At 35.5% G+C, this 12,504-nt stretch carries 14 protein-coding genes and 1 other annotated feature; of the genes, 2 read left to right on the forward strand and 12 right to left on the reverse strand.

Annotated features, from left to right (window positions below; translation table 11 throughout):
* Window positions 1-10: 10 nt before the first annotated feature.
* From FA707_RS09960 to FA707_RS09970, 3 genes are all read right to left on the reverse strand, one after another.
* Entirely contained in the window at window positions 11-1,177 is a 1,167-nt protein-coding gene (locus tag FA707_RS09960) for a cation:proton antiporter (protein WP_136954056.1), read from the reverse strand.
* Window positions 1,178-1,229: 52 nt separating this feature from the next.
* Window positions 1,230-1,276: a sequence feature (sodium ion sensor (DUF1646 type); this cis-regulatory element may regulate processes involved in with the transportation of sodium ions), on the reverse strand.
* 74 nt (window positions 1,277-1,350) lie between these two features.
* Window positions 1,351-2,568, reverse strand: coding sequence for a GNAT family N-acetyltransferase (locus FA707_RS09965; protein WP_136954057.1), 1,218 nt, complete (start codon window positions 2,566-2,568; stop codon window positions 1,351-1,353).
* Between the two features lie 33 nt (window positions 2,569-2,601).
* The gene (locus FA707_RS09970) at window positions 2,602-3,231 is read right to left on the reverse strand and encodes a lysophospholipid acyltransferase family protein (RefSeq protein ID WP_136954058.1); all 630 of its coding nucleotides are present in this window, start codon (window positions 3,229-3,231) and stop codon (window positions 2,602-2,604) included.
* Window positions 3,232-3,373: 142 nt separating this feature from the next.
* On the opposite strand from FA707_RS09970, the gene FA707_RS09975 reads away from it, so the two are divergent.
* Window positions 3,374-4,108 (forward strand): tRNA1(Val) (adenine(37)-N6)-methyltransferase, encoded by a 735-nt coding sequence (locus FA707_RS09975; protein WP_136954234.1) that lies wholly within the window; start codon window positions 3,374-3,376, stop codon window positions 4,106-4,108.
* Window positions 4,098-4,403 carry a GIY-YIG nuclease family protein gene (locus FA707_RS09980; protein WP_136954059.1) on the forward strand — a complete coding sequence of 102 codons (306 nt, stop codon included), beginning with the start codon at window positions 4,098-4,100 and terminating at the stop codon, window positions 4,401-4,403. Before FA707_RS09975 ends, FA707_RS09980 begins: the two co-directional genes overlap by 11 nt.
* Window positions 4,404-4,428: 25 nt before the next feature.
* Here FA707_RS09980 and FA707_RS09985 read toward each other — a convergent pair whose 3' ends face one another.
* The 9 genes from FA707_RS09985 to FA707_RS10025 form a co-directional block, all read right to left on the reverse strand.
* Window positions 4,429-5,331, reverse strand: a complete 903-nt coding sequence (locus tag FA707_RS09985; RefSeq protein WP_136954060.1) for a dihydrodipicolinate synthase family protein — start codon at window positions 5,329-5,331, stop codon at window positions 4,429-4,431.
* Between the two features lie 12 nt (window positions 5,332-5,343).
* Window positions 5,344-6,150, reverse strand: a complete 807-nt coding sequence (locus tag FA707_RS09990) for a MurR/RpiR family transcriptional regulator (RefSeq protein WP_136954061.1) — start codon at window positions 6,148-6,150, stop codon at window positions 5,344-5,346.
* A 15-nt stretch (window positions 6,151-6,165) separates the two neighbouring features.
* On the reverse strand, window positions 6,166-7,041 hold the full coding sequence (locus FA707_RS09995) for an ROK family protein (protein WP_136954062.1): 876 nt from the start codon (window positions 7,039-7,041) through the stop codon (window positions 6,166-6,168).
* Window positions 7,042-7,051: 10 nt separating this feature from the next.
* Window positions 7,052-7,498, reverse strand: a complete 447-nt coding sequence (locus FA707_RS10000; protein WP_168177399.1) for a YhcH/YjgK/YiaL family protein — start codon at window positions 7,496-7,498, stop codon at window positions 7,052-7,054.
* 77 nt (window positions 7,499-7,575) lie between these two features.
* Window positions 7,576-8,937 carry an ABC transporter substrate-binding protein gene (locus FA707_RS10005; RefSeq protein ID WP_136954064.1) on the reverse strand — a complete coding sequence of 454 codons (1,362 nt, stop codon included), beginning with the start codon at window positions 8,935-8,937 and terminating at the stop codon, window positions 7,576-7,578.
* A gap of 16 nt (window positions 8,938-8,953) precedes the next feature.
* Window positions 8,954-9,796, reverse strand: coding sequence for a carbohydrate ABC transporter permease (locus tag FA707_RS10010; protein ID WP_246032323.1), 843 nt, complete (start codon window positions 9,794-9,796; stop codon window positions 8,954-8,956).
* A 12-nt stretch (window positions 9,797-9,808) separates the two neighbouring features.
* Window positions 9,809-10,717 (reverse strand): carbohydrate ABC transporter permease, encoded by a 909-nt coding sequence (locus FA707_RS10015; protein WP_136954065.1) that lies wholly within the window; start codon window positions 10,715-10,717, stop codon window positions 9,809-9,811.
* A gap of 17 nt (window positions 10,718-10,734) precedes the next feature.
* On the reverse strand, window positions 10,735-11,427 hold the full coding sequence (locus tag FA707_RS10020) for an N-acetylmannosamine-6-phosphate 2-epimerase (protein WP_136954066.1): 693 nt from the start codon (window positions 11,425-11,427) through the stop codon (window positions 10,735-10,737).
* Between the two features lie 11 nt (window positions 11,428-11,438).
* A complete protein-coding gene (locus FA707_RS10025) occupies window positions 11,439-12,389 on the reverse strand; it encodes an acetylxylan esterase (protein ID WP_281277684.1) in 951 nt (316 codons plus the stop codon).
* Between the last annotated feature and the right edge of the window lie 115 nt (window positions 12,390-12,504).

Raw genomic sequence — 12,504 nt, forward strand, 5'->3', positions numbered from 1 at the left:
TTTTGATTTTTTATAAACGTTCTTTTGCCATGCTCTTTTGTTTTGTTACAACTGCTTGTTTTAATAGAATTGGTGCTGCAACAGTACTAATAATGACGACTAAGACAATTAATGCGTACAAACTTTCTGAAATAATCGCTTGTTTCAAGCCTAATGAGACTAGAATAAGAGCCATCTCACCACGTGAAATCATACTAGCACCAATAATTGCGGCACTCTTACGGTCAAAGCCATCAAACTTAGCACCAAAGAAACCACCGATATATTTAGATAACACAGCTAAAATACTAAAGATAATAATTAAATACCAATATTTTCCTAAACCATGGAAAGATAAATCTAAACCAATACTTACAAAGAAAACAGGCGCAAATAACGCCGTATTGATTTGCTCAATTTTCCCTTCAATTTCATGTCCGACTTCTGTTTGCGATAACATGATACCTGCAAAGAATGCCCCAATAATATCTGACATGCCTAAGGTTTCAGCGATGAAGCTAAATAAGAATGCTAGTGCCAAACCGAAAGCTAAATTTTTCTCAGGAACGCTAACTTTGTCATAAATTTTCAAGATAATTGGTAATAAGAAGCGTTGGAATAAGAACACCCCTACAAAGAATAAAACAGTTGCTAATAACAATTGGCCGACTTGAGCTAAGCCAACACCAGGTGTTAATAAACTCATGACAATATTTAATAAAATCACGACCATAATATCGTCTAGTAACGCCGCTCCCACAACAACTGAGCCTTCTCTTGTTTGAACGTAATTCAATTCTTTTAACACTTGAATGGTAATACTTAATGAAGTAGCACTAAAAATTAAACTTATAAATAATCCTTCTTTACTACCAAAGCCAAATAATAATGATGTCAGATAAAACATCACCATCGGCATAATAATACCAAGTATTGCTACCGCCACTGACGGTTTCAAATATTTTTTCAAACGATTAAAATCACTTTCAATCCCAGCTAAAAACATTAATAAAATGACCCCTATATGCGACAGTAAACTAATCCCTTCGCTCTCTTGTACAATACCTAGCACAGCTGGTCCCAACAAGATTCCGACCATTAAACTTCCAACCACTGATGGCAACGATAGTTTCACTGCTAGATGTTCCATAACTTTTGTTATAATTAAAATCAAACTTATCACTAATAAAAATGACATACTTTCACCCTTTCTATACTTTCACAAACAAAAAAGGGTAGACGACTTCCTCCTTTTCTCGCCCTAGAAAAGAAATCCTTGAAAGTAATCTACCCAACCTTGTTTTATTTAAATATTTGTTTGTTTCAACTAAATTATTATACCATATTTCATAAAAAAATGGTATTTAACGCTTAGAAGTAATCGCTAAAATAGGCGGGCATATCAGGAATAATACGTTCTAAACTCCGTACGGTTTCTTTATCCGTATCAATGCGTTCAATACGGTGTAAATAAGCAGGACGACGATAATTCATAAATAAACAGGTCAATGTTTGAATATCAATTTTAACTGCTGCGCCGATTGGTTCATCACCGATTTGCACTTGATCGTCTTCATCCCAGCTTAAAGAAAAAATCCCGTTATTCCATTTAGCAACTGGATCAGTAATCTCAAAATGAAATGGTTTCGCCGTCCCTGCATACGGAAATTCTCTTAAAAATTCCGCTACATCAACAATTCGGGCCATATAATACGGCTCAATCGTCTCTTTAATTTGACTATCATCCAGTAAAAACGCTAGTGGTTCATTTTTGTAAATGTCACCTTCTACACGGTCTACCATTGAAAAATGCGCATTGATAAAATGCCACAGACCTTGGCGTGCTTCTTCGTTCAAGGTAAACATCTCTTTAACGTGAAAAACATCTTCGGCAATCCAATAGAATAACACGCCTAGTGGCTGCTGGTTAGCACCGTAATAAATCGCAGCGGTCCGCTCATCTTGATTTTCATAACGCCAATATTCTTCCCAGTTAAAATCACTGCGCAACATTGCCCCGTGATGCTGACGCGCGAACGCTTCATATACTTCATACACATCAGGATGCGCTACCTCTTGTCGTTCCACATAGCCTGGAGGAGCTGTTGTTTTTGGCAACTGAGTATCTTTAATATCAAAACTTAATTTGTCCGACATAATTTCCCAACCCTTACGGCGATAGTAAGGAATATTATAAGGATACAAATACGAAATCCACTGACCATCTTCACGCATTTTCTCAAGCGCCAACATGATTAAACGTTGCATTAAGCCGTGACTAGCATACTCAGGATAAGTGCCCACACCAGTCACACCCCCCATTTGATAAATCGTGCCGTGAATATTGACCTCACACGGATAAATGGCAATTTGCGAGACTAATTCATCGTCATCAAACCAACCAAAAACTTTGGACAACTCTAAAATCGGCTGTTTAGACTTAATGAATTCTCGCTTATTCGCAAAGCCACTCTCTTCGATATCAGCATCCGTAATTTGAAAAACGTACGCCAATAATTCATTAAACTGTTGAATATGTTCTTCATCCAACTGTCGTAATACTAATTGTTCTCTGAGATTTTCCTCCATGTTTATCACCTTAACCTCTAAATTTTATTTAGATTATTCGTTGTCTTTTTTCTTAGGAATATATTTAAAAGCTGGATTAATTTCTTGGTCCAACTGCGCAAATGCGGTACTCATGCGACGTTCAACTTCTGAAATACCTGCTTGATCTAGCTTTTTAATGTCTGACACATCAATCGGCTCACCAAAACGTAAAATCACTTTCTTACGTTTGAATAAACCACCTAGCGTCACTGGCCCTTGATAAACTACTGGTACAATCGGCACCTTCGCCATTTTTGCAATCAGCGCAGCGCCACCTTTTAATTCTTCAGAATGACGTGTGCCACTTGGAAACATAATCAAACTTAAATCCGTACTCTTTAATAATTTCACTGGTTTTTTGATAACGCTTGGTCCGGGATTATCGCGATTCACCGGAAAGGCGTTAGCCTTCACTAAAATCCATTTTAAAATGGGATTTTTAAATAACTCTTCTTTAGCCATGAAAGAAAATTCTTTTGGTGCTGCTCCTATCGCAAAATAGACAGGATCCCACCATGTACGGTGTGGGCCAACCAGCACGTAGTTACCTTCTGGCAATTTATCCGTTTGTTGATAATCCGCGCGTCCGTTAATAATAAACAATGCGCCTTTAGCGATTGCACGTACCACTTTAAAAAACATATTCATTCCTCACTTTTTAATTTCATTACGTTTATTTTACCATAACTTTAGATACGCGACATTTTATTCTATTCAGGTCCGTCACCATCAAATTCATGATATAATACTACTTATTATACAATGGAGAGATTTTATGGAACCAATTATTTATGACAATGAGCGCATTGACCAATTATCGGCGCAAAATATTCAAATTATTCAAAGTTCAGACGTGTTTTCTTTTTCATTAGATGCCGTGTTATTAGCTCATTTTGCCCGTATTCCTAAACGTGGATTGATTGTCGACTTATGTTCTGGCAACGGGGCGGTGGGCCTGTTCATTAGTCGCAAGACGCAGGCACAAATTATTGGTGTTGAATTGCAAGAACGCTTAGCTGATATGGCACGTCGAAGTATTCAACTGAATAATTTAGAAGAACAACTGTCAGTTTTAAACATCGATTTGAAAGAAACCAATCAACTCGTCCGTAAAGATACAGTAGATTGTGTTGTGTGTAATCCACCTTATTTCAAAGAATTACCAACTAACGTAAAAAACCCTAATCCGCATTTAGCCATTGCTAGACATGAACTACATACCAACTTAGAAGAAGTCATTAAAATGTCAGCCGGTCTTTTAAAAATGAACGGACGTTTTTCGATGGTTCATCGTCCAGAACGTTTAACTGAAATTTTAGCGGTTATGCAGCATTATCACTTAGAACCTAAACGCATGCAGTTGGTCTATCCAAAAGTCGGACGTGAAGCGAATACCTTATTAATCGAAGGTATCCACCACGGCAAACCTGGGGGCTTAAAAATTTTACCGCCACTTTATGTTTATGGTGACGATAATCAGTATTTACCTGAAATCGAGGCGATTTTGCATGGCGAGTAGCGAACACTACTTTTATGTCCTGGAATGTGCCGATCAAACCTTTTACGCTGGTTATACAACCGATCCAGTTAGACGCTTGCAACAACACAACAACGGGACCGGTGCGAAATATACCCGTCTAGCTAAACGCCAGCCGATGCGGATGATTCACTTGGAGAAATTTTCCGAAAAGTCACCAGCCATGCAGGCGGAATATGCGTTTAAACAATTGACGAGGTCTCAGAAGCGTGGTTATTTGGCTAATCATAAGAGCGAAGTATTCCCAAATAATAAAAGGCCAGAGAATCATTCATAATTCTCTGGCCTTTTAACTATTTTTATTAATCTTCTAATTCAATAATTGTTTGATATACAGATTCAATTAACGCTTGGTCACTAGCTGATGCTGGTAGAAATGGTTGTCTTACTTCTCCGATATCAATTCCTCTTAGACGCAACACTCCTTTAATGATAGCATACATGTGGCCTTCACCAGATTGTAACGCAAAAATAATTTCATTAATTTTATTTTGTAAATTATACGCTTCTTCTAATTTACCTTCTTCAAACAAATGATTTAACTGTAAGAATAATTTAGGCATCGCACCGTATGTACCACCGATTCCAGCTTGCGCACCCATTGCACGTCCTCCAATAAATTGTTCGTCTGGACCATTGAAAACGATGATATCTTTGACTTGATTATTTCTGAAAACATTGATGTCCATGACTGGCATTGAAGAATTTTTAACACCAATGACTTGATCTAATTTCAACATTTTTTCTAACAAGTTTAAGCTTAAAGCATAACCTGTCGTTTGAGGAATATTATAGATGATAAAATCTAAATCTGTAGCCGTCGCAATTTTTGTCCAATATTGTTCAATCGCTGCTTCATTTAAACCATAGTATAAAGGAGGAATCGCCGCTAAAGCATCTACTCCTAAAGTAGCCGCATGTTTGGCTAATTCAACACTTTGATCAGTTGAAGGTGCTGCTACATGAGCGATAATTGTCATTTTTCCTCCTACAGCTTCCATAACATGCTCTAATACTTCTTTACGTTCTTCTACATTTTGATAAATGCATTCCCCTGAACTACCGCCAACATAAAGACCTTTAACACCTACTTCAAGATAGTAGTTAGCTAGCTTTTCAACAGCACCACCGTCAATCTTACCTTCTTTATCGTAACATGCATAAAATGCTGGAATAACACCTTGGTATTTGTCTAAAGTTCTCATTTTTGAATCCTCCTATTTAGTAACAACTTCAATTGTTTTATTCATTTTTTCTCTATATTCTGGAATATCCAATAGTAATGTCGTAATAATATCTACCACATAAATAGTCGCGAATTGGGAATTAACAAAACGCTCATTGTTAATAAAACGACTATAATATGACAGTAATACTATGTCACTAATATCAGCTAAGGTACTCTTTGAAAAACTCGTTAATGAAATAATTTTACTTTTACTACTATTAGTATTAGTTAACGCTTTGATGATTTCAGGGGTTTCTCCCGAAGACGAAATAACAATAATAACATCTGTTGACTCAATTATGGCATCATTCATTAGCATAATATGAGGATCTACGATTTCCTTAGCACTCAGACCCATCCTCATCAATCGGTAACTGAATTCTTGGGCAGTTAGACCGGAATTCCCTAGACCATATATATATACATTACGTGCTCCTCTAATTAAATTAACCGCTTCTTCCAATTTTTTATAGTCCACTCTAGCTTTAGTTTCTTCAATTACTTTGGTGTAATATTTCAATATTTCATTAGCGATTTCCGTTTCATTGATAGTTTCCGCATTGCTATCTTCAACCTTATGGGAATTCAACAACATTTTTAATTCAACAAAACTATCGACTCCTACTTTTTTTGAAAAACGTGTTATTGTGGCAGGCGAAGAACCTGTTTCTTTCGCTAAAACTGATATATTGATGTTTTTAACCTCTTCTGCATTCTGTAGTAAATAATCCGCAATTTTCTTCTCTTTAATTGAAAAATCTAAATACTTATTTTCTATTATCTGTAAAATATTCATCCTAATCACACTACCTTATCTTTGATGAATGTAATGGTGAAATGCTCCTATCAATCCCGCACTATTTTTATTTTCTGCAAATTTAATCTCGGTTTTATTAAACATTTCGGAAATTAATTTATTCTGAATTGCTTCTTCGATAAGAGGCTGTAACAATTCTTTTTGCTCCATAATACCTCCACCTAATGCAATAACCTCAGGATTAATCAGATACATAATATTCACTAAACCTACACTCAAATTATTGATTAATGTTAGTATAGCATCCTCACAGTGAATATCACCGTTTTTATATCCTTCAAAAATTTCCATGCCATTTTGATAATGTGTTTCGTCTTGGATTTGATTAATGTATTCCACCAAAAAAGTCGTCGATGAGACATCTTGGAAATAACGATCACCAATTAACATATAACCAATCTCACCAGCCGTATTGCCTTTACCATGAACTAGATGCCCATCAATCATTAAAGCACCACCGACACCTGTTCCGATTGTTAAGCAAACTACACTTTGAGCATTACGAGCAGCTCCTGCATAGTATTCCGCTAAACAAGCCGCATTCACGTCATTTTCAATTTCACAATCCAATGCATACTGTTCCTTGAAAAATTGTTTAAAATTAGTTCCCATATAATTAGGAATAGTGTAACCAGAATAGATTACTTCACCTTTTTCAGAATCAATAACCCCTGCACTAGAAATTGCTACTCCCGAAAGTGAATATTCAGCGACAACCTCATCCGTCAATTCTTTGATAGTTTCAATAATTAAACGCTCTTTGGCATTGGTATCCTTAGCAGGAAATTTTCTCACTTCTTGTCCTTGATCGTTATATATTGCATACTTAATAGATGTCCCACCTATGTCGATGCATAATATATTTTCCATTAACTTTCACCTACACCTTTAATTTAAATACTACTTTTTTTATTGCTTGTTTTTCTTCCAGCATGATGCCTGTTTTATGAGCAATTTCGGTATCGATTACCAAGATATCACCAATAACACACGAGATTTTTTCGTCACTTACTTCTTGGAAGGTAGCCGAGTCCGTTGATAAATCATAAACAACTTCAGCATAATTACCCGGCATTAACAACTGAACTTGTTCCATCCCAGCTAACACTACATGAATGTCTATATTTTCTTGATGGACTTCAAACAACCTTTCCTCTTGATTATTTGTTTCATAACCAAATATATTCATCGTTAATCCTTCAGACAACTCATGCGATCCATTTGAATAATGACCTACTTTAATTTCTTCAATAAGTTCGACAATCTTTGGCCAAAAGTGTGCCAACTTTTCTAAAGTATGATGGTCTTTTACAAAGTATCTATCCATTAACATCCCTCTTTTTTAAAAGAAACGCGATGAAAGAACAACTTCAAAGGATTGGCGTTTTCCTTCATCGCTTAACTTTATTTATTTACAATTACTGATTTTTTCTGATTTTCTTCAATAATACGATTACCATTTGTTTCAAATGATTCTAACGCTTGTTCAACTGTTTTATCGCCAGTGAATAAGGCTTGTAATTCTGGGAATAATGCATTTCTAATTTCAGCATAACCTGGTGTATTATTTGAGAAATTAATTAAGTATTCAGAATTTTCGTTATAAGCTGCTAAGTAAGGCATTTCAGCTGTTAATTGAGAAATCACAGATTCTCTAACCGGTAATGTATTTTTAGAAGCCATTACTAATTCTTCATCTGAAGAGAAGAATTTAACAAAATCCTTAGCTGCTTTAGTACGAGCATCATCACCTGTGTTGAAGACAACCGAACTTGTCACATAAGTGAAGGAAATTGGGTTAGTTTCACCTGGAATATTTGCTAGACGAGCATCAAACTTTTGAACTTTTCCATTTTCCATGTCAGCCAAGACACCGTTTAATAAAACACTATTAGTAAAGCTGATTGCCACTTGCTGATTTTGGAACATCGCATTGACATCGTTACTTGTTAACGTTTCAGCACCTGCTGTTGTTAACCCATCTTTTCTTAATTGGTCGATGTAATTTAACGCTTTAACCCCTGATGCATCGTTTAATACAATCTTACCGTCTTCACCGAAGAACTCATTACCAAACATACGTAAGTATGACATGTTCCAAGTATCTCCTTGGTTATTTTTAGCAAACAAGCCCATTGGTGCAATATCTGGATTTGCTTCTTTTAATTTTTTAGTAATGACTTGTAAATCTTCAGGAGTCCAATTAGCAATGGCATGCTCATCACCAATATACTGATCCAGTCCTGCTGCCTTGAACATATCAGCATTATAGACTAATGTACCTGGGTTATGCCCAAATGGATAGAAGTACACATCATCACCAATCGTCACATTATCCCAAATCGCATCAGAAATATCGCTCTTCGTCTGATCATCAATAATATCAGTTAAAGGTTCTAAAACACCCATATGAGCGTATTCGCTCAAAGCAAAACTTGAATCGAAGAAAATATCTGGTAATTGTTTCGTTTGAATCGCAACACTTAATTTATCTGAGCGTTGTTCACCTGGAATAACTTGTACACTAATATCAACATTAGGGTTTTCTTTTTCATATTTTTCAGCAGCTGCTTTGAAGAAGCTATCATAATCTGCTCCATCTTCATCAGCGCTGTAAACCCCTTTCCATTGTGGTGTTAACCAAACCTCTACCGCTACTTTTTCATCATCTCCTTTGTCAGATGAACCTGATTTCCCACATCCTGCTGCGACCAATAAACTACTAGATAATAATGCTCCTACCAAAATTTTTTTGCTTAACTTCATGTTTAGTTCCCTCCTATTATTCTTTCACAGCACCCGCTGTAATTCCTTTAGTAAAGTATTTTTGGAACAGTACAAAAATAACAATCATTGGCATTGCTGCAATAGCCGCACCAGCAACTTTTAATCCCATGTTAGGACTGATTTCTTGCATTAAACCAGCGACACCAACCGTAAGCGTATTCATTCCTTTGCTACGTGCCATTAGTAATTGCCACATATAATCATTCCAGAATGTAACGAAATTTAGAATGAATAACGCCCCAATACCTGGCTTAGCAATCGGTAACATCAGTTTGAAGAAAATAGTAAACTCATTAGCCCCATCTAATTTAGCTGACTCACGAATTGAATCAGGTATCGTTTCGAAGAAAGATTTAAGCATGAACACCCCGAAACAGGTTGCTAAGTTAGGCACAATTAGAGCTTGATAGGTATCTACCCAATCAAACGCGACAATAATTTTAAACAGTGGCACAATAAATGTTTCTTTAGGAATCATTAAAGAAGCAATAAATATCGCAAAGATAATGTTTTTTCCTTTAAATTTCAACTTAGCAAACGCATAAGCTGCTGCTGCAGATAAAATAACACTTAATCCCGTCGTTACAAAAGAAACTAAAAAGCTATTAAAAGTCCAACGTAAGGCAGGTTGATTACTAAATAACTCCTTATAGTTATCTAAGTAAAGTGATTTAGGTAATATATCTGGCGGCATTTTATAGATTTCTGCAGAAGGTTTAAAAGAATTAGTAACTAGCCAAAATAATGGTAGCAAACTACAAATAGCTAAAATTGTTACGATAATATTAACAATTAAGTCGGATTTTTCCATTCGTCCTAATTTCTTAAATAATTTCATTGTCCGCTCTCCTTATTTTTGTTTTCCAAACGTTTTAAATTGAGGTAATGATAATAGTAACGCCACGATAAACATTAAGACCCCAACCGCTGCTGCGATACCTGTGTTGTTGTAAACAAAGGCATTTTGGTATAAGTAATACATCATAGTGACAGATGAATTATTGGGTCCGCCACCTGTTAATAATTGAATAACAACGAAAATCTTTAATACCGCAATAATATTGATAACCGTTAAATATAAAGTTGTTGGTTTTACTAAAGGAATTAAAATCTTAGTGATTCGTTGCCATCTAGTTGCTCCATCAATTTCAGCTGCTTCAAAATAATCAGCTGGAATTCCAATCATTGATGCAATATACAAAATAATAGCCTGTCCGACATTTCCTACAAATGTCACAAAAATAATCACTGGCATAACCCAAAATTTATCACCTAATAAGTTAACGTTTTCAAAACCAAGGTTGCCTAATAAATAGGCAATTAAACCATTAGCTGGATTCAATAAAAAGTTCCATACCATACTCATTACAACCATTGAAACCATTACTGGTAAATAAAAACTACCACGAATAAATGAGACATACTTTGCGCTTTTATCAAAAACCGCTGTTGCCACAAATAAACCAAAGGCAATGGTTAATGCAACTATCGCAACCACAAAGAAAATCGTATTAGCAATGGACTTTAAGAATACAGGATCTTTAAAAAGATAAATGTAATTATCTAAACCAACAAATGTTTCACTCACATAATTCGATTGAAATAAACTCATTCTAAATCCTTCAATTACTGGATAAAGAATGAACAATAAAAATAAAATAAGTTGTGGTGCAATAAATAAATAACCCGACCAAGGATTTTCTATTCCTCTATACTTCTTTTTAGTCTTTTCTTTTTTTAAGTCTATACTATTTTCCATTAGGATACCCCCAATTATTAATTATTTATAGCATCTACAAATTTTTTAGCGATTTCTTGTGGTCGCGTAATAGCCCCACCAGTCACGACACTCCAACAACCTAATTCCAACACTCGTTTTGCCTTTTCAGGTGTATCAATTTTCCCTTCAGCAATAACTGGGCGATCAACCATCTCTAAAACGTCTTTTAAGTGTTTAAAGTCATCATCACTAATATCACACCCTTGCGTATCCTCAGTATAGCCGTACAACGTTGTGCCGATAATATCAAAACCTAGTGACAAAGCATATTCAACGTCCTCTAACGTTGCACAATCAGCCATTAGTAACGTTGTTGGGTATTCTTCACGAATTACCTTGATGATTTCTGGTAATTGTTCCCCGTTTGGTCGAGATCTAGTAGTTGCATCCATTGCAACAATTTCCGCTCCCGTTGCACAGATTCTTCTAACCTCTTTTAGTGTTGGGGTGATAAAAATACTGCATCCTTCATAAACATTTTTCAATATTCCAATCACCGGTACTGAAACCGTATCTTTAATTGCTTGAATATCTACAACTGAATTTGCTCTAATTCCAATAGCCCCCGACATAACCGCTGCTTTCGCCATACGTGACATAATAAAAGAACTATGCAACGGTTCTTCCTTTAACGCCTGGCAAGAAACAATTAAACCACCTTTAATTTTTTTCAACACATCACTTTCCATTTTTTCCACTCCTAATCCATTTTTATATTCGCTGCCCATTCAAATACTTTATCCGGGTACTTTACATTGATTGCTTCATGACCATACTCGGGAAAAACCAACATTTCTTTATCCGATGTTGTTAAACGATTATATATTGCATACTGTGTTTCAGGTAAACAAATCTCATCTTTTAACCCACATAACATGGTAACTTGGCCCTTAATTAGGTGAGCAAAGTTTTTAACATCAATGTATCCTAACGTTGATATTACTTCGTTGTAACTGTCATACATTGGGTCATGAAACTTGAAATATCTAAATAATTCATCATAAGGTTCGGTTTGATTAGCGACTTTAATAACTTGACCAAAGTCTGATAAAAACGGATAGACACTAAATGTTTTTTTTACTTTATCAGATAAGGCAGCAGCGATTAAGGCTAATGCGCCACCTTGTGATTCTCCCCAGGTATAGACGTGTTCCATATCTACCCATGATAATTGAGATACTACATTAACGAGCAAATAAACGTCTTTGTATATATCTACATAGGCTAATGAATTAGCCCCTTCTTTCATCCCTCTTACTATTTGACCTTTAACAGTATTATATTTATGGATGCCATTATCGTGAGAATAACCAGACTGTCCCCTAACATCCATCATTACCACACCTATACCTGCTGCCGTAAACTTGAATGCTTCTGACCAATCAGATGACTGACCTTGATAGCCATGAAACTTAATGACTAACGGACACTTCTCTAATCCTGTTGGAACAACTAACTTAGAATAAATTAACGAATCGTCGTGTGACTTAAAAACCAACTCATAACACGCAACAAATGGTAACTTTTCATTTTTAATTGTTAATGTATATTCAGGTAACACTTCATCCAACTGCTGACATATTTCTTTCCAAAATAGATCAAAATCCTCAGGCGGTTGATGCATCCCTAAATAATTTTCATAATTAATCACTATACTCCCTCCACATCTATTAGAAGCGCTTACAAACAAAGTATAATACATGAAAACTATTTTTTCAACAATTATTATTAAAAATAATTTTCATTCAAACATCAAAAAAACTGAT

Source organism: Vagococcus zengguangii, from assembly GCF_005145005.1.
In the GTDB taxonomy this organism is placed as follows: Bacteria; Bacillota; Bacilli; order Lactobacillales; family Vagococcaceae; genus Vagococcus_A; species Vagococcus_A zengguangii.